This is a genomic window from Corallococcus sp. 4LFB (genome assembly GCF_046520365.1).
Lineage (GTDB): Bacteria > Myxococcota > Myxococcia > Myxococcales > Myxococcaceae > Corallococcus > Corallococcus caeni.
The window spans coordinates 1-17,824 of record NZ_JBKGHJ010000132.1 but is presented as its reverse complement, the minus strand read 5'-3'; the positions used below and the strand labels follow the sequence as shown (position 1 = coordinate 17,824).

Sequence of the window (17,824 nt, the reverse complement as noted above, 5' to 3'; positions counted from 1 at the left end):
CGGCGGCCGGACGGTGCCAGCGCGCGGGGCGCACCACGACGGCGTCGCGGGGCGTGGCGGCGGCGACCTCGTACAGCTGCTCCTCCAGCAGGGCCTCCTCCTGGAGCAGCCGCGCGCACGGCTCGCACGTGAGCGTGTGGGCCTCCAGCTCCGCCCCGGCTTCGGGCGGCAGCGCGCCCAGCAGGTACTGCTCCGTGCGGTCGCGGGTGAGGTGGGGCGTGGGCCTGGTCATGGTTTTTCCTCTTCGAGCGCGGTGCGCAGCTTCTTGCGGACCTCGCACAAAATCTGTCGCACGCGCTGGACGGACAGCCCGACGCGGGAGGCGACCTCGGCATGGGGAAGCCCCTGGCCGTCACAGGCCAGGAGGAAGACGTTGCGCGCGCCCGGGGACACCTGCTCCAGCGCGTCGCGCGCCCGGGCCAGCTGCTCCTCCGACAACAGGCGCTTCTCCGCGGACTGCGCGGGGTCCACCGGCTGCTGGCGCTCCGGCAGGTCCTCCACCGTGCCGTCCACCGACTCGCGCCGCGTGCGCCGGGCGTCATCCGACGCCAGGAACGCCGCCTGGGTGAGCGCGAGGTAGGGCAGGCTCAGCTCCGTGAGCAGGCCCCGCTGCTGCTGCTGGACTGAGCCGCGCCCACGTCTCCTGCGCCAGCTCCCGCGCCCGGTCCACCCGGATGCCCCGCGCGAGCAGCGACACCACCACCCGGCGCTGGTGCCGCGCGATGAGCGCGTCCCACGCGGCCCGCTCTCCCGCCAGCGCGCGCCGGGACAGGCCTCCTCGTCCGGCGCCGCCGGCCGCGCGACCCTGTCTGTGCCCTGCCGTGACTGGAGGGTCGTCATCCCCAAGCCCTGTACGGCTGCATCCATGCCGTCTTCCCGTTGCGAGCCGCGCTCGTCTCCCGGGGACCGTTGCTGCCCCGGGCTCCCGGGGAAACGCGCCTCCGGGCCGGGCATATCGACGGAAAGGGGCAAGGGTGGCCCGGGGTGGGGGAATGTCAGTTGGTGGCGGGGCTCTCGCCGGAGGCCCACGGATGGGAGGAGACGCGCACGACGCCCTGGCAGCGGGCACACACCCGGCCCTCGGCGTCCATCAGCTTCGCGGAGGCGAAGACGGTGGACGGGCCGCCGTTGTCGATGACGGCCTCCACCCGGAGGTGGTTGCCGGTGGCGGGGCGCTCGAAGCTCATGGACAGCTGGACGGTGGCGCAGCGGCGGGTGGGGTCCCTGAGCGCCGGGGTGCAGCCGATGGCGAAGTCGAAGAGGGCGGAGAGCACGCCGCCGTTGACGGCGGAGGCCCCCAGGCCGCCCCGGTGCTGCGGCTGCACCTCCGGAAGCTCCACCACCACCACCTTGCGCCCTTCCGGGAAGGACATCCGGGCGCCGAAGTGGCGCAGCGTGAGGCTCTGGTTGAAGAGCTCCGCGAAGCGGTCGAGCTGGGCCTGGGACGGAGAGGATGGGGCGACGGACGGGGTGTCGGACATGGCGGTGGGCCCTCCTTATAGCCCACGCTCCTGCCTGTCCCGGGGGCGGACGGCCCGGCGTGCGCCAGGGTTGGCGGAAGACCCGGCACCGGCGTGCGAAAGACGTTAGAAGGCGGGGTTCTTCCCCCCGGTGGAAACCCCCGTGAACGCGCACGAAACCGCCCTCCTCGAAGACTTGAACCCGCCCCAGGCGGACGCCGTGCTCCACGGCGACGGCCCCCTGCTCGTGCTGTCGGGCGCCGGCAGCGGCAAGACGCGCGTCATCACCCGCCGGGTGGCCCACCTGGTGAAGGTGCGCCGCGTCTTCCCCTGGCGCATCCTGGCCGTCACCTTCACCAACAAGGCCGCGCGCGAGATGCGCGAGCGCCTCACCCAGCTCTTGGGCGCGCAGGCCAACGACCTGGTGGTGAGCACGTTCCACTCGGCGGCGGCCATGATTCTGCGCCGCGAGGCGGAGGCCGTGGGCCTCACCCGGTCCTTCGTCATCTACGACGACAGCGACCAGCTCAGCCTGGTGAAGCGCGCCATGCGCGACGCGGGCGTGGAGCCGGTGATGCAGCCGCGCGAAATCCTCCACCGCATCGACCAGGAGAAGAACGCCGCGCGGCTGCCGGAGGACATGCGCGTGGAGCAGGAGGACGTGCGCGGGCAGATCGTCAAGCGCGTGTACGCGGGCTACCAGAAGCTCTTGCGCGCGGCGAACGCGGTGGACTTCGGGGACCTGCTGCTCTTGCTCGTGAAGCTCTTCCGCGACCGGCCGGACGTGCTGGAGCGCTACCGCACGCGCTTCACGCACGTGCTGGTGGACGAGTTCCAGGACACCAACCCCGTGCAGTACGCGCTCCTGCGCCAGCTCGCGCCGCCGCCGTCCGCGAACCTGGTGGTGGTGGGCGACGACGACCAGTCCATCTACCGCTGGCGCGGCGCGGACGTGGACAACATCCTCCAGTTCCCCTTGCAGTACCCGGGCGCGACGGTGGTGAAGCTGGAGCAGAACTACCGCTCCGACCAGAACATCCTCACCGCCGCGCACGAGGTCATCTCCAAGAATCCGCGCCGCATGGCGAAGAAGCTCTGGAGCGAGCGGCCCAAGGGGGAGAACCTGGAGCTGCTCCTGCACCGCGACGAGCGCGCGGAGGCGCAGGAGGTGGCCCGGCGCATCCTGGCCCTCCAGCGCGAGGGCTTCATCAAGTTCTCCAGCATGGCGGTGTTCTACCGGACCAACGCGCAGAGCCGCGTGCTGGAAGAGGCGCTGCGGCTGGCGCGCGTGCCGTACCAGCTGGTGAGCGGGCGCAGCTTCTACGACCGCGCGGAGGTGCGTGACGCGTCCGCGTACCTGCGGCTGATGGTGAACCCGCGCTCGGACGCGGACCTGCTGCGCGTGCTCAACGTGCCGGCGCGCGGCATCGGTGACACCACCGAGGAGCGGCTGACGGACTTCGCGAACGAGCAGGGCCTGAGCCTCTACGAGGCCCTGGGCGAGCGCCACCGCATCCCCTCCCTCAACGCCACCGCGCAGAAGCGGCTGGGCGGCTTCCACCAGCTGCTCCAGTCGCTGCACGCCTTTTCGCTGACGGCGAAGGACGCGGCGGGCGCGGTGGACCAGATGCTGAAGGAGTCCAGGCTCGTGGAGACGCTCGTCGCCGAGGGCAGCGACGAGGCGCTCACCCGCGCGGAGAACCTGAAGGAGCTGCTGGGCGCGGCGCAGGAGTTCGACCTGAAGCGCGCGTCCGACATGGTGGCCGCCGCCCAGGCGGTGGAGGCGCGCGAGGAGGAGGCGCCGGAGGGCGTGGACTCCGCGCCGCTCACCGCGGACGTGCCGCCGCTGCAGGCCTTCCTGGAGCAGATCAGCCTGGTGGGGGAAGCGGACGCGGAGGTGAGCGAGGGGCGCGTGGCGCTGATGACGCTGCACGCGGCCAAGGGCCTGGAGTTCGACGCGGTGTTCCTCACCGGCCTGGAGGAGGGCGTCTTCCCGCACTCGCGCGCGCTCAAGAGCGACGACCCGGACGGCGGCGAGGAGATGGCCGAGGAGCGCCGCCTCTGCTACGTGGGCTTCACCCGCGCGCGCAAGCGGCTCTTCGTGAGCCTGGCGCAGTGCCGCTCCCTCTTCGGCGAGCTCAAGTACAACCCGCCCAGCCGCTTCCTCGCGGACGTGCCGCAAGCACTCTTCGGCTTCAAGGAGAACGACCTGCCGCCCCCGCCGCGCGCCGCCGCCATGCCCCAGCGCCGCCGCAACTGGGACGACGACGAGACGGGGCCGCGCGTGGACCGCAGCTATTCACAGGCGTCGTCGGACATGGACGGCGTGGGCGGCGACGTGCGCGGCATGCGCGTGCGGCATGAACAGTTCGGCTCCGGCCGAATCGTCGCCGCGGAAGGGTCCGGCCCCAACGCCAAGGTCACCGTGGAGTTCGGCGGGAACGTGGGCCTCAAGCGCGTCATCGCGCGCTTCCTCATCCCGGGCTGAGGGCCAGGCTGAGGGCCGGGCCGGCCGATGGATCCGGTGTCGACAGCCGTTTCCAGTATCCATGTGACAGGGAGCCCGGCCGGCCGGTGTACGGATTGACTTCCTGACGGCTCCCCAGTGGGATGGCCTCCAACGAACGGAGGCGCTTCCCCCCATGGCGCGACGTCGACACTGGATGAGTTCCGCGTTGGTCGCGGCCTCCCTGAGTTTCCTGACTGCCTGCGAAGGCCAGATTTCTGACGCGGCGAATCCGCGCAATCCTGGCTCTGGTGGCGGCAACCCGGACGGCACGAACAATCCCCCTCCGGCGGTGGAGCAGCCGGCGCGCTCGGTGCGCGTCGCGCGGCTGACGCATGCGCAGTGGGTGAGCAGCGTGAAGGACCTGCTCAAGCTGGACGCGGCGCCCACGGCGCTGGCGCAGACGTTCCGCGCGGACCGTCCCAGAGCGGCTTCCTCTTCGACAACGACGCCCGCGCGCTGTCGGTGGATGAGGCGCTGTGGGGCGCGTACCAGCGCGCGGCGGCGGACCTGGCCGGGCAGGTGGCCACGGACGCGACGAAGCTGGGCAAGCTGCTTCCTCCCGGCAGCACCACGGACGAGGCGCGCGCGAAGGCGTTCGTGGAGTCCTTCGGCCTGCGCGCCCTGCGCCGCCCGCTGAGTGCGGACGAGGTGGAGGCGTACCTGGCGCTGTACCGCAAGGGCCCGCAGGCGTACCCGGCGATGGCGGCGTTCCAGGGCGGCCTGCGGATGGTGCTGGAGGGCTTCCTCCAGTCGCCCCTGTTCCTCTACCGCGTGGAGCGCAGCACGCAGGCGGCGGACGGGAAGGTGCCGCTGGACGCGTTCGAGGTGGCCTCCCGGCTGAGCTACGCGCTCTGGAACTCCATGCCGGACGACGCGCTGTTCGCCGCCGCTCAGGAAGGCCTGCTGGCGAAGCGCGAGGGCGTGGCCGCCGAGGCGCGCCGGATGATGGCGGACCCCCGGGCGCGCGGCGTGGTGGACGCCTACCACCAGGTCGTCTTCGACGTGCCCCGCTACGGGCGCATCCTCCCCAACCCCACGCGCTTCCCCAACGTCACCGCGAAGCTGGCGGAGTCCGCGGCGAAGGAGAACGCCCTCTTCGTGGAGGACGTCGTCTTCGGGCGCAAGGGCCGCTTCGCGGACCTGCTCACGTCGCGCGACACCTTCGTCAACGACGAGCTGGCGCGCATCTACGGCCTCACCGGGACGTTCACCTCCGCCTTCGTGCCGGTGACGCTGGACGGCACGCAGCGGCGGGGCGTGCTCACGCAGGTGGGCTTCCTCGCGTCGCACGCGACGTCGGTGGACCCGGACCCCATCCACCGGGGCGTGTTCCTGTCGGAGCACCTGCTCTGCCAGAAGATTGGCGCGCCGCCGGCCAACATCCCCGCGCTGCCCGCGCCCAACGGCCGCACCAACCGCGAGGTGGTGGCGTCGCACACGGAAGGCCCTGGCACCGTGTGCGCGTCCTGCCACGCGACGCTCATCAACCCGCTGGGCTTCCCCTTCGAGAACTTCGACGCCGTGGGCGGCTACCGCACGACGGACAACGGGCACCCGGTGGACGCCTCGTCGTCGCCGGGCATCGGCGGGCAGAAGGTGCCGGTGAAGGACGCGCTGGACCTGGCGGACGCGCTCGCGAACGCGCAGGCGGTGCACGCGTGCTACGCGCGCCACTGGGTGGAGTTCCTCAGCGGACGCCCCGCGGCGGCGGAGGACGACGCGCTGGTGCAGCGGCTGGGCAAGCTGTCGCAGGCGGACAGCTGTCCATCGTGGACCTGGTCGTGGAGGTCGTGACGGGCGTGGGCTTCGTGAATCGCCACCCGGAGGAGCTGCCGTGAAACTGAGCCGTCGACGCGTGTTGCAGGGCCTGGGTGGCGTCGTGCTGGGCCTGCCGGTGCTGGAGGGGCTGCTGCCCCGGAAGGCCCAGGCGGCGGAACCCGGCGCGCTGCCCTACGCCATCTTCCTTCGTCAGGCGGATGGCGTGGCCGCCGCGCAGACCACCTCCGAGCTGGGCACCGAGCCGGAGCGCTTCTGGCCGGAGCCGCTGGGCAACCTCACCACCACCACGCTCGCGGGCAAGTCGCTGCTGGAGCTGGCGGACCACCGCGCGCGCCTGCTGGTGGTGCGCAACGTCAACATGAAGGACTACAACTACGGGGACGGCCACGCCCGGGGCGCGCTCCAGTGCCTCACCGCGCGGGCCCGCCGTGGAGGCGCGGGCGGTAACTCGGAGGCCTCCGGCGAGTCGCTGGACCACCGCATCGGCCGCGAGCTGAACCCGCAGAAGCGCGACTCGCTCTTCCTCTACGCGGGCAGGGCCGGCGGGTGGCTGGGCGGCCCCTGCATCTCCCACCGGGGCAGCGCCTCGCGCCGGGCCGCGCTGCATGACCCGTGGGTGGCCTACCAGACCATGGTGGGCGGCCCCGGAGGCCTCACGCCGGAGGCGCGCGAGCAGCTGCTGGTGCGCCAGAAGAGCCTCAACGACCTGGTGTCGGGCCAGCTCAAGGCGCTCCAGTCGCGGCCGGAGCTGAGCAGCACGGACCGGCAGCGCCTGGACCTGCACCTGTCCAACGTGCGCGACCTGGAGGTGGCCCTGAGCTGCCGCGCCCGCGCGGACGAGGAGCTGCGGCTCCAGAATGAGGCGCCCGGCTACAACAGCACGGACGGCGACAAGGTGCTGGCCTCGGTGCGGCTGCACATGGACATCGCGGTGCTGGCGGTGGCGTGCGGCACCACGCGCTCGGTGGCCATCCAGGTGGGGGACGGCAACGACGGCTCCACGCGCTACCGCGACCCCACGACGGGGCAGCTGATGGAGAACTTCCACTACATCTCCCACCGCCGGCTGTCGCACGACGCGCAGGGCAGCGTCATCGCCGGGTCGGACCTGCTGCACTCGCGCGTGGACGCGCAGTTCGCGCAGACCTTCAACTACCTGCTGGACCGGCTGGCGGCCTACTCGATGCCGGACGGCAAGAAGCTGGTCGACCAGGGCGTGTCCGTCTGGTTCAACGACCTGGGCAACGGGCCGGCGCACTCGGCGCGCAACGTGCCCTTCATCCTGGCGGGCAGCTGCAACGGCTACCTCAAGCAGGGCGTGGCGGTGACCGTGGCCAGCGGCAACAGCAACCCCAACCTCAACAGGATGCTCAACACGATTGGCGCCGCGGTGGGCCTGAAGAACGCGGCCGGGGGCCCGCTGGATGACTTCGGCGACCCGGCGCTGCCCAAGGGCCTGCTGACGGAGCTGCTGGCCTGAGCGGCCGTTGACCCGATTTGCCTCCGCCTTTCCTCCTTTGTTTTCGAACAGAGGAGGAAGGGATGTTCCCAGCAATCCGCAGGGCCTTCACCGCATCGCTCGCTTTCGTCTCCCTGCTGTCCGCCGGTCCGGCGGCGGCGCACGGCTCCATGGAAGTTCCCCTGAGCCGCGTCTACGGATGTTTCAAGGAAGGGCCGGAGAGTCCGAAGTCCGCCGCGTGCAAGGCCGCGGTGCAGGCCGGTGGGACGCAGGCGCTGTATGACTGGAACGGCGTCCGGCAGGGCGCCGCCAACGGGCGCCACCGGGAGCTCATCCCCGACGGCAAGCTGTGCAGCGCGGCCAATGAGAGCCACAAGGGTCTGGACCTGGCGCGCACGGACTGGCCGTCCACGCTGCTCAGCCCGGACGGCAACGGCCGCTTCGAGTTCGTCTTCCACGCCACCGCGGTGCACGCCACGGGCTACTTCCAGCTCTTCGTGACGAAGGAGGGCTACAACCCGGCGCTGCCCCTGAAGTGGTCGGACCTGGAGGCGTCGCCCTTCTGCAACGTCACCAACGTGACCGCGGTGAACAACCGCTACCGGCTCGACTGCCCCTTCCCGGCGGCCCGCACGGGCGCGCACGTCATCTACGCCATCTGGCAGCGCGCGGACAGCCCGGAGGCCTTCTACGCCTGCACGGACGTGAAGTTCAGCGACACGCCGCCCCCGCCGGTGCTGTGGAAGGAGCTGGGCCAGGTGCAGGCGCGCGAGGATTTGCCCAAGGCGAGCAAGGTGACGTTCCGCCTCTTCGACAGCGCGGGCCGCGACGCCGAGTCCCATCCGCTGACGCTCGACGCGGCCACGCCCGCGGCCACGTGGATGTACCGGCTGGCGCAGCAGGTGAACGCGGGCTCCAGCCGCGTGCAGGTGGGCGTGCTCCAGACGACGGGCACCGTGACGCCGGTGCAGGACGCGCTGGGCAACCGCGTGTACGCGAAGGAGACGGGCTACACGTTCCAGGTGGACATCGAGAAGCCCTCCACCGGCGGCGACGGCGGCACCGGCGGGAGCGCGCAGTACAAGTACCCGGCGGGCATCGACAGCTACACGGCGGGCACGCTGGTGGAGGGCACGGACGGGCTGCTCTATCGCTGCAAGCCCTTCCCGTACTCCGGCTGGTGCAAGGGCGTGGCGTCGTACTACGCGCCGGGCACGGGCCTGGCCTGGCAGGACGCGTGGGAGCGCGTGCCGTAGCGCGCCTCGCGCCGGACATGGAACGGGCCGCCCTTCCAGCGGAGGCCCCGTGTCTCACGTGAAACACCCCCCGGAGGCCTCAGGGCGGAGCCGCCTTCACGGAGAAGGCCACCTCGCCCCGGGGTGGAATCTGGACCCTGCGGGGCGTGGTGAAGCGCTCCTCCGACTCCGGGTCGATGGGGCGGGCATCCAGGAGGTACTCGCCCGGTTCGATGCCCCGGGCGAGGAGGGTGCCCTGGGGGGCGAACTCGGTGTAGGGGAAGCCCACGGGACCCTCCGCGTACCGCAGCCGGATGAGGGCGGGCAGGGGCTTGCCGTCCGCGTCCTGGGCGGTGAGGCGCACCTTCGCGGCCAGGTCCATGGGCATGGCGAGCGTGTCCATGCGGGCCGTCACCTCGTGTTGGAGCGGGCGCGCACCTCTGGCCTTGAGCTCCAGGACGAAGGGCGGGGGAGGGAGCTGCGCCAGTGTGTAGCTCCCGTCTCGAGGGGCGACGCTCGGGGCCGCGCCATCGCACGGGCGAGGTCGGGGTCCGAGGGCTCCGTGAACCTCGCCTGGAGGGTCCCCACGTCGGGGAGGGCGGCGCCTGTCTCCGCGTCGTGGAGGACCAGCCGCAGCGTCCAGCCTGGATCCAGCGTCAGCAGGCCCAGGTCCACGTCCACGCCCTCCGTCAGGGGCACGTCGCGTTGCAGCGGGGTGAAGCCGGAGGACTGCACCGTGAGCGTCGCCGGCCCCGAGGTGTCGAAGGGAAGGTCGAACACGCCGTCCTGCCACGCCTCGGGCTGCGCTTGAGTCTGGAGTCCCGCGCCCTTCACCTGGAAGGAGGTGACGGCCTTGCCCCCTGGTTCCACGACGCGGCCCCGGAGGCGTCCGTCACGCTCCAGCACCAGCCGGAGCGGCGCCGCGCTGGAGTCCACCCACAGGCCGCCAGTCTCCGGGGAGGGCTCGCCTCCCTGCGAGCGCTCGGGGCGGAAGGAGTGGCCCGGCAGGGAGGCCCACAGCGCGTAGCGGGGCGCCACGAGCCCGCGCAGGGTGAAGCGTCCGTCCGGGCCCGTGCGGAGGCCGGGAGGACCGTCCTCGTCCGAGCCCCCGCCCCACCGCGACTCCTCCTCGTCGGGGAGCGTTGCGGTGATCGCGACGTCCGCGAGCGGCTGGCCCGCGCCATCCACCGCGATGCCGGAGCGCTCGCCGCCTGCTTCCATGCGCAGGGACACGTCCAGGTGTTCGCGCGCCTGGAACGCGATGGCCTGCGACACCGAGACCTCCATCAGGTCCCCCCGGATGGCGGCCTCCAGGAGGTACGAGCCCGGGGCAATCCCTTTCAACTGGAAGCGGCCCTGCTCATCCGTCTTGCCGCTACGCGGATCCTCGTCAGGTGTGTCCTCCGCGTCCTGCGTTTCCTTCAACAACGTCACGGTCGCATCCTGCAGCGGCAGTCCCCGTGGGTTGGTGACGGTGCCGGAGACGGAGGCGCCCCGGTCCAGCACCACCACGACGTCCCGCGAGGGGACGCGCACCTTGATGGCAAGACTCCGGAAGGACGGCTCCTCCACGAGCAGCCGCGCCGTCCCCGCGCGCTGGACATCCATGACGAAGCGCCCCATGGCATCCGAGCGCTGCGCGCCGCTGGAGAGGAGGTCGTCCCAGTCTCCCAGGCTGCCGGAGAGCTCCAGGCGGATGCCCTCGTGTGGAGCGCCCGACGTGTCGACGACGCGGCCCTCCACGCTCTTCGCGCGCCGGAGCGTGAAGTCCAGCCGCGCCATGCCCGGCTGGAGCTTCTGGGCCGTGACCTCCAGGTCGAGGTGATGCGGCACGAGGATCCGGAAGGTATGCGGCCCGGGACGCGTGGGCCCCATCCGGTAGCGGCCCGCGGCGTCCGTCACGGTGGCCGCTTCGGCGGCGAGGGGCCCGCCGTCCTCCCGGTAGGTCTCCACGCGCGCGTTCGGGATGGGCTGCCCCGTGTCGTCGCGCACCGAGCCTTCCAGCATCACGCCCCGCTGGAGCCGCAGCTGCACGCGCTCCATGGGGGGCGTCACGTCCAGCGTGGCGAACGCGCCCCCGGATCCGGTGCTGAGCTGGTGGGCGACGGCGGGCGCGGTGAACCGGAAGCGCCCCGTGTCATCCGTCGTGGTGCGCTGGACGGAGGCCGTCGCGGTGTCCCCCTCCAGGAGGACCTGAACACCCGGCACCGGAGTGCCTTCCTCGGACACGACCTGGCCCGCGACGGGGAGCGTGCGCGCGAGCACCACGGAATCGAGGCCGGCAGGGGATCCCAGCTCCGGCCGGAACCACGAGGACCAGCCGTCCGCGGTGACGAAGGCGGCGTAGCGGCCTGGGGCAGGGGCCCCGCGGCGAAGTGGCCCTCGGCATCGGTGGTCGCGTCGAAGAAGCGCGTGGTGCCAGCGGGAGACGAGCGTCACCCGCGCATCGGGGATGGGCCTCTGGTCCGGGGCCGTGACGCGCCCCTCGAAGAGGACGCCCTGCTCCAGCGTCAGCTCCACGTCGTCCGAGCCCACCGGCACGCCGCCCTGCGACACCGCGCTCGTGTCGCCCAGGGCCCACAGCGTGACGCTGCCCTCGGGCAGGCCGTCCAGCGCGAAGCGCCCTTCCGCGTCCGTGGTCGCCTCCGCGAACACCGGCGCTTCGCCGTCGCGGGCTTCCGCCGCTTCGCCCTGCACGTGCTCGAAGTCGAAGTCGCAGCGCCCCGTCTTGAGGAGCGGGGCCCGCGCGTCATCCTGGCCGGAGGGGGAGGGCAGGAGCGCTCCGACAGCGTGACCTCCGGCTCCACACGCGAAGCGGACACGCGCGCGCCCGCGACGGGACCGCGCGCATCGCGCACCACACCCGTGATGCGCAGCGAGCCTTCCGCACGCGGTGCCCGTGGCGCCGTGTCGCGCGCTCCCGCGCTCACCGCGTTCGCGCTCGGGTTGCTCGAACTGGCGGAGGGGTCACGGCCTTCCGGAGCCGGAGGGACAGCACGGCCACGCCCGGTCCGAGGACGAGCACGGCCGCCCACCACCCCAGCTTCCTTGCGCGCATGCGCGGTCAGGAGAGCAGCGCGCGTCAGGGGGCGGCGAAGCCCACGGTGTGCGCCTCCACGCCCGCGGGGGATGGATCCTCGCGGAAGGTGACCCAGGCCTCCCGCCGGGAGTGGCGCGGCACGTACGCCAGCACGAACTCCGCCTCCTTCTTCGGCTCGTGGCCGCCTCGCAGCGACACGCGTACGTGGACCTCTTCGGCCGCCGTGTCGCCGTGGTTCGTCACCGTGACGGGCACCCGCCACTCCTTCGCGTTCGCGGCCGCCACCGGCGTGCCCACCTGCACGGACAGGTCCGGCGGGCCGCTGCCGGTGTTCCACGCATCCACCGCCAGGTAGCCCAGCACCAGCGCCACGAGCACGCAGCTCGACACGAAGACGACGCCCTCCAGCCAGTTCCAGTTCGTCCTCATGATTGGATGAGCAGTCTCCCCGCCGAAGCGCCCAGCGTCGACGCCAGGCCCAGCACCACCACCTGGGCCATGCGGACGCTCAGGCCATTGCCGTTGAACCGGCCGAAGAACCACAGCACGAGCGCGCTGGACAGCAGCGCGATGGCATATGTGACGGCCGTGCCCGCCAGCACGTCCCGGCGCAGCCGGCGGCGCGTGAAGCGGTGCGCGCGGGTGAAGTCGCTCTGGAAGAGGATGAGGCCGCCCAGCAGCAGCGACAGCACGGCGAGCCCCAGCAGGCACCAGGGCTGTGTCTCCACGGCGATCATCACGATCTCCTCCGTGGGCGCCACGTTGGCCGCGAACAGCACCGCGCCACACAACGAGATGACCAGCTGCCCGGGGACGTGATCCGCGGACTCCAGCCGCTTCTAGTCCTCCTCCTCGTTCTCCTCGCGGTGCTGGCCGCCCAGCTGCGCGGTGCCCACCGACACGCCGATGGCCACCGTGCCGGCCTCCACCACCACCATGCCCACCGCCTCCTGAAGCGACGTGCCCTGGCCGATGCGGCCGATGAGCACGAGCACGGCCACGGACACGAGCAGCCCCAGCCCCAATTCCTCCATGGAGTCCGTGAAGACGTCGAACCAGTCCACGTCCCGACGGAAGCCGCCGTAGCGGTTGTACCCGAGCAGCAGCACGTACGTGGCCACCAGGTAACCCAGCACGCTGCCCGGATGGGACGTGAAGCCCGCCCACCACACCTCCATCGTGTAGAGCAGCGGCAGGCTGAAGAGCAGCCCGCCCGCGATGCCCCGGCCATATTCACGCAGGGACTCCGGCACCGGCCGTTGGCGGCGGGGCGCGTCGGATGGGGGGCGTCGGCCATGACAGGCCAGAGTCCAGGTTCGCTTCGCCGCGAGGGAAGTCTCCCGCGCACGGAATGCCACCCGGGCGGGCGGTCCTGTTCACTCCAGCCGCCGATTCAGCCCATGGCTGTCCAACGCCGCGGCGAGCGGCTCGAGGGACAGCGCGTGCAGGGCCCGGAAGGCAGAGGGGCCCCCGCCAGACACCGGACAATCCCTACCGCGCCCGGGGCCGAGCGTTCACCCGGCGAAGCTATAGTCGCCGCCGTCCATGACCGAGCGTCCCGCCCAATACATCCTCACGCTGTCACGTCCGGATCAGCGCGGCATCGTCCATGCCGTCTCCGGCTGGCTCGCCGAGCACGGCTGAAACATCCTCGACAGCGCCCAGTACGGCGATCCGCGGACGCGGCTGTTCTTCATGCGCGTGCACTTCACGGATGAAGAGGGAAAGGTCGAGTCCGCGGCGTTGCGTGATGCCTTTGGCGTGCTCGCGCAGCGCTTCTCCATGGACTGGCACCTGCACGACGCGGCGGAGAAGCCCCGGGTGCTGTTGATGGTTTCGAAGATCGGCCACTGCCTGAACGACCTGCTGTATCGCTACCGCAGCGGCATCCTGCCGGTGGAGATCCTGGCCATCGTGTCCAACCACCGGGACTTCTACCAACTGGCCGCGTCCCAGGACATCCCGTTCCACCACCTGCCGGTGACGGCGGAGAACAAGTCAATGCAGGAAGAGCGCCTGCTGGAGTTGGTGCGCGAGCAGCGCGTGGACCTGCTGGTGCTCGGCCGGTACATGCAGATCCTCTCGCCGGAGACGTGCGATGCGCTGCGCGGGCGGCTCATCAACATCCACCACTCGTTCCTGCCCAGCTTCAAGGGTGCGCGGCCGTACCAGCAGGCCTACGACCGGGGCGTGAAGCTGATTGGCGCGACGGCCCACTTCGTCACGGGCGACCTGGACGAGGGGCCCATCATCGAACAGGACGTGGAGCGGGTGGATCACACGCTGTCGCCCGAGGCCCTGACCGCGATAGGGCGCGACGTGGAGAGCGTGGTGCTGGGCCGAGCGGTGACGTGGTTCGTGCAGCACCGCATCCTGCTCAACGGTCACAAGACCGTCGTGTTCCGCTGAGCGAAGCAGGTCGCCGGCGGTTCGTGAACAAACCGCGCAGCCCGAGGTTCGCCGCGAAGACACGCCTCGCGGAGCGCAGCGGCGGGCCGCGACGGGGTGCACGTGCGGGCGCCAGGGAGGACCCTGAACAGAGGCGCCCACCGGGAGCCCGGTTCCGCCAAACCTGTCCGACAGTCGGACAGGTTCGCGCCGCATGCAGCCCCAGGCCGAGCTGTCCCGGCAGGCGATGAAGACGGTAGGCCCTCGCGTCCATGTCAGACCCATCTGGTTGGATGGGCGAGGCTTGGACGAGGAGGCGGACGGTGATGGTGCAGGTGGGGCTCGTGGCGTACGTCGAGGAACAGCTGGAGCGCGAGATATCGCTGAGGCGGCTGCCGAGGAATGGGCAGCTGGGCTCGGAGCAGGTGCTGGCGCGCATTTACAATGTGAGCCGGGGCACCGTGCGCGAGGCATTGCGGCGACTGGCGGCGAGGGGGCTGGTGGTGCAGCGCCCCGGGCGTGTGGCGCGTGCGGTGGCGCTGGACGAGTCGCTGACGCTGGAGAACCTGGGCATGGCGCTGCATGATGAGCGCTCCGAGGAATGCCGGCGGCTCTTGGAGGGCTTCTTCTGCCTCAAGCGGCAGGTATTGGTGGAGCTGCTGGCCGACTGCTGCGCGAATGCCTCCGACGCGGACCTGAACCGTCTGGCTGAAGCCGGCTTCAGGCTCTGGGATGCGGCGAAATGGAAGCCCGGGACCTGGTGCGCGCAGTTGGAGTTTGAGTTGTTGCGGCTGGCGGCCCATGCGGCGGCCCGTCCCGGGCACCTGCTCCTCATCCAGTCGCTGCAACGGGCCATGCGGGGCAACGCGGCCCGGCTGCTGTCCTTCATGGGGGGCGAGTCGCTGCGCCAGTGGGCCGTGTGCGCGATGCACGCCCTGCCCGATCGCGACGCGCGGGCGATTCAGCACCAGCTGCCGGCACTGCTGAAGGCGTGCGATGAGCACGTACTCGACCAATTCGCTCCCGCTTCCCAGGAGCCTGCAGCCGCTGAGGCCCACTTCGCTCAGGACCTTCTCTGCGCTCCCACGTCAGCTGCCGGCCAGGACGCGCTGGAGGCACACCCGTGCGCCGAGGCCCGTGGGCTCGGCGCCCCCGTGGCAGTCATCGAGCAGGACGACGCGCTGGAGGCATGCCCGTGCGCCGAGGCCCGTGGGATCGGCGCCCCTGATGCAGCCACTGGCCGGGACGACGCGTTTGAAGCACGCCCGTGCGTTGGGAGGCATGGCCTCAATGCCTCCGCGTCTGCCGCCGAGGGCATTCAGGCGCTCGGGGTTGCTCCCTGTCCCCATGTGCAGGCCCTCTCCGACGAGCCCGACGGCGGGGCGCTGCGGTCGCCAGCCGCCGTGAGGCGCGTCTCCTTCCCGCCCGGTAGGGAGTGCGACGGCGGGGACGTAACGGGCGCAGCCTTGGGCAACGTGTCCGACTGTCGGACAGGTTGGGACGCTTCGTCCCTGGACGTTGGCCCCCAGCTTGAGGCTGCACCCGCTGATTCTGGAGGGCAGGCCCACGTGGCGGCGCTCAAGGCAGGCGGATCGCTTCATGGCACCCAGGGCGCTCTGCGCCAGTGGGCTGGGCGCCTCTGGGGCTTCCTTGCCCGTTTTCTGAGGCTCCCGGCTTCTTGAGTCGCGACGGCACGTCGCGTCCGCTCGCATGACGCTGCCGCATGCCCTCCACCGAGGAAGAGCGACTGCGTCGATTGACCTCGCATGCATCCGCACGAAGCGTGCTTCCGCGCCGGAGGTGCCAACGGAATTCCCTGGCTTCCTGCTCAATGGGTGGGACACGCGGCGCCTGCGTCGAGCACGTCCGCGTCGTGGTGTATCCGCACCGCGCCAGAGGCCTCCAGGTGGCGCACGAACAGCGAGCCGAAGACCTCCGCGTTGCCGCTCAGGTTGAGCTGGGCCTGGGGCGCATAGAGGTTGCCGGCGAGCGTACTGCCCGCGGAGATGTCCAAGGCCTGCGTGCCCGCGACGTAGACGCGCACCCGCGAGGGCAGGGCGGCGGAGCCAAGCGTGAGCTGGCCGGACACGACGAAGCCTCCCGCGAGGAAGAGGTCCAGCTCGCCCGGAGGCTGCACGTCCACCGTGAGCGCTTCGACCAGGTCCACACCTCCGGGGATGAACAGCGCGGTGCGGCCCCGGATGCGCAGGGTGGCGTGGCCAGCCCCCGCGATGCGTGTCAGCAGGAAGCGGCCACAGGGGAGCTCCAGCACGCGCTCGCCAGTGACGTCTTCCAGCGTCGCCGGGTCCAGGCCGATGGCCGCGTTGTCGTTGTCCACGGTGTGGTGGGCGATGAGCGCGGCCGGGTCGAAGCGGGAGCCCTCGGCGCAGTCGCAGGGCGTGACCGCGGGCACGGCCTCACGGCGCAGCTCCGATGCCTGGGCGGGCCCTGGGGAGAACTCCGGAGGAACGGTGAGTACGCCGCCCACGGTGAGTCCGGCGAGCGCCACGTCCCCGTTCACGCTCGCGTCGCCGGCCACGGTGGCGGACGTGCCAGGACCGGAGAGGGAACCGTTGCTTTCCAGGCTGCCGCCCACCGTGAGCGGGCTGCTGATCTGGACGCCACCCACCTGGAGCGAGCCGCCCACCGTGACGCGGTCATTCGCGGACAGGCCTCCATTCACGCCCACGTCGCCGCCCGTGCCACCGGGAGCGTAGGGCCCCAGTGAACTCCGGAATGCATCCACGGTGAAAGGAGCGCTGAGGGACAGGCCTTCGCAGGAACACGCGGCGCGGCGGAACAGTGTCTCCGCCAGTTGGCCGCTGCACCGCAGGGGCCCTGATGCGGGATTGCCCAGCAGGAGCGGAGGCCCGCTGTCCGCGCAGTGCTCCGCCCACGCATCCGGAACGTCGGTGCCCGCGTCGGGCGAGTGCAGTGTGGCCACCGGGTCATTCACCGTGCACGCGGCGCCCAGCACCGCTGCCCACGGCATGAACCGTGTGATGCGAAGTCTCATGGGGCTGTCACCTTGCCGCGCCATGCGTGGGAGGCTCCTGAAGAGCAATCGCCACATCGCCGACGGAGTGCGCACCGCGCGCGGGCATGACGAGCTCCGGAGGCCCCAAGCCCCGGTCATCGGTGCGGTCCACCTCCGGCCCGACGTGCCCCCAACCTGTCCGACTGTCGGACAGGCTTTCGCTGCTCGGTGGGCGTGGATGCCCCCGGCCACGGCAGGTGATGCGGGTCTTCAAACCTGTCCAACTGTCGGACAAGTTCGTGCGGTGCGGCGCTGACGGGCAGTCCCAACGGGGTTCCCCCTGCGCATCCATGGGCCCGGACTTCATGTCCGAAGGCCTGGGAGCCAGCCCGTGCCTCGGCGTGCGGCTGCTCCACGGTGGGCCGCGCCTCATGGCGGAGACAGCTCCCGGAGCCGCGCACGAGACGCCGCGCTCAGCGGCGAGTCCGGATGCAGCGTGAGGAACTCACCCAGCGACCGGGCCTCCGCCGCCGTGTCGCCCAGGGCGCGATGGGCTTCAGCGACTCCGTGGCGGGCCTCCGGATCCAACATGCCGCCGGGTTGCAGTCGCACCGCGTCCTGGAACTGGCGCAGGGCGCCGCGTGCGTCCCCCAGGTGCTCCAGCCGCAGCGAGCCCGACGCCACGCGCGCGACGTACGCGGCCAGCGATGACGGCTCCGTGCGGATGACGCGCAGGTACAGCCCTTCCGCTTCCTTCCACTTCCCCGCCGAACGGAGCGCGTTGGCCTGCCGCAGCAGGTCCTCCGGCTTCGACGACTCCTTCACCGTGATGCTCGGACGCAGGGGCCGGGGATGCTCGATGGTGAAGGGCTCGGGCGGGGGCGGCCTGTCGGGCAGCGGCACCGGCTCCAGCGTGGCCACCCGCGTCGGCTCCGGCACGGCCGGCGTCAGCACCTCCGGGTGCGGCCGCGCGGGGC

At 71.5% G+C, this 17,824-nt stretch carries 14 protein-coding genes and 1 pseudogene; 6 read left to right on the top strand and 9 right to left on the bottom strand.

Features of this window, described 5'->3' with window-relative positions; translation table 11 throughout:
• The 3 genes from ACLEQD_RS16485 to ACLEQD_RS16475 form a co-directional block, all read right to left on the bottom strand.
• Positions 1 to 232: zf-HC2 domain-containing protein (locus tag ACLEQD_RS16485; RefSeq protein WP_410385108.1), on the bottom strand; the 232-nt coding region annotated here is incomplete at its 3' end.
• Positions 229 to 867 (bottom strand): RNA polymerase sigma factor, encoded by a 639-nt coding sequence (locus tag ACLEQD_RS16480; protein ID WP_410385106.1) that lies wholly within the window; start codon positions 865 to 867, stop codon positions 229 to 231. The genes ACLEQD_RS16485 and ACLEQD_RS16480, both read right to left, overlap by 4 nt.
• Positions 868 to 995: 128 nt before the next feature.
• Entirely contained in the window at positions 996 to 1,481 is a 486-nt protein-coding gene (locus ACLEQD_RS16475) for a PaaI family thioesterase (protein ID WP_410385105.1), read from the bottom strand.
• 142 nt (positions 1,482 to 1,623) lie between these two features.
• On the opposite strand from ACLEQD_RS16475, the gene ACLEQD_RS16470 reads away from it, so the two are divergent.
• The 4 genes from ACLEQD_RS16470 to ACLEQD_RS16455 all read left to right on the top strand — a co-directional run bounded on the left by ACLEQD_RS16470 (position 1,624) and on the right by ACLEQD_RS16455 (position 8,463).
• On the top strand, positions 1,624 to 3,948 hold the full coding sequence (locus ACLEQD_RS16470) for an ATP-dependent helicase (RefSeq protein WP_410385104.1): 2,325 nt from the start codon (positions 1,624 to 1,626) through the stop codon (positions 3,946 to 3,948).
• A 360-nt stretch (positions 3,949 to 4,308) separates the two neighbouring features.
• The gene (locus ACLEQD_RS16465) at positions 4,309 to 5,763 is read left to right on the top strand and encodes a DUF1592 domain-containing protein (protein WP_410385102.1); all 1,455 of its coding nucleotides are present in this window, start codon (positions 4,309 to 4,311) and stop codon (positions 5,761 to 5,763) included.
• A gap of 40 nt (positions 5,764 to 5,803) precedes the next feature.
• A complete protein-coding gene (locus ACLEQD_RS16460) occupies positions 5,804 to 7,228 on the top strand; it encodes a DUF1552 domain-containing protein (protein WP_410385100.1) in 1,425 nt (474 codons plus the stop codon).
• Between the two features lie 62 nt (positions 7,229 to 7,290).
• A complete protein-coding gene (locus tag ACLEQD_RS16455; protein ID WP_410385098.1) occupies positions 7,291 to 8,463 on the top strand; it encodes a lytic polysaccharide monooxygenase in 1,173 nt (390 codons plus the stop codon).
• A gap of 79 nt (positions 8,464 to 8,542) precedes the next feature.
• Here the strand turns inward: ACLEQD_RS16455 and ACLEQD_RS16450 are convergent, their stop codons facing one another.
• The 4 genes and pseudogenes from ACLEQD_RS16450 to ACLEQD_RS16435 all read right to left on the bottom strand — a co-directional run bounded on the left by ACLEQD_RS16450 (position 8,543) and on the right by ACLEQD_RS16435 (position 12,735).
• Positions 8,543 to 8,845: a hypothetical protein gene (locus ACLEQD_RS16450; RefSeq protein ID WP_410385096.1), complete on the bottom strand. Its 303-nt coding sequence runs from the start codon at positions 8,843 to 8,845 to the stop codon at positions 8,543 to 8,545.
• An 8-nt stretch (positions 8,846 to 8,853) separates the two neighbouring features.
• Positions 8,854 to 11,139, bottom strand: a complete 2,286-nt coding sequence (locus ACLEQD_RS16445) for a collagen binding domain-containing protein (RefSeq protein ID WP_410385094.1) — start codon at positions 11,137 to 11,139, stop codon at positions 8,854 to 8,856.
• A 385-nt stretch (positions 11,140 to 11,524) separates the two neighbouring features.
• Positions 11,525 to 11,911 (bottom strand): hypothetical protein, encoded by a 387-nt coding sequence (locus tag ACLEQD_RS16440; RefSeq protein WP_410385093.1) that lies wholly within the window; start codon positions 11,909 to 11,911, stop codon positions 11,525 to 11,527.
• Positions 11,908 to 12,735 (bottom strand): annotated as a pseudogene (locus ACLEQD_RS16435) (TIGR02587 family membrane protein). The gene ACLEQD_RS16440 and the pseudogene ACLEQD_RS16435 overlap by 4 nt, the downstream one beginning before the upstream one ends.
• 394 nt (positions 12,736 to 13,129) lie before the next feature.
• On the opposite strand from ACLEQD_RS16435, the gene purU reads away from it, so the two are divergent.
• Positions 13,130 to 13,891: a formyltetrahydrofolate deformylase gene (purU, locus tag ACLEQD_RS16430; RefSeq protein ID WP_410385112.1), complete on the top strand. Its 762-nt coding sequence runs from the start codon at positions 13,130 to 13,132 to the stop codon at positions 13,889 to 13,891.
• Between the two features lie 305 nt (positions 13,892 to 14,196).
• The gene (locus tag ACLEQD_RS16425; protein ID WP_410385110.1) at positions 14,197 to 15,552 is read left to right on the top strand and encodes a FadR/GntR family transcriptional regulator; all 1,356 of its coding nucleotides are present in this window, start codon (positions 14,197 to 14,199) and stop codon (positions 15,550 to 15,552) included.
• Positions 15,553 to 15,698: 146 nt separating this feature from the next.
• On the opposite strand, the gene ACLEQD_RS16420 is transcribed toward ACLEQD_RS16425, so the two are convergent.
• Complete coding sequence (locus ACLEQD_RS16420; RefSeq protein WP_410385091.1) at positions 15,699 to 16,886, bottom strand: hypothetical protein; 1,188 nt, start codon at positions 16,884 to 16,886, stop codon at positions 15,699 to 15,701.
• 390 nt (positions 16,887 to 17,276) lie between these two features.
• Positions 17,277 to 17,824, bottom strand: a 548-nt coding sequence (locus ACLEQD_RS16415; protein WP_410385089.1) for a tetratricopeptide repeat protein, incomplete at its 5' end; no start/stop codon positions are given.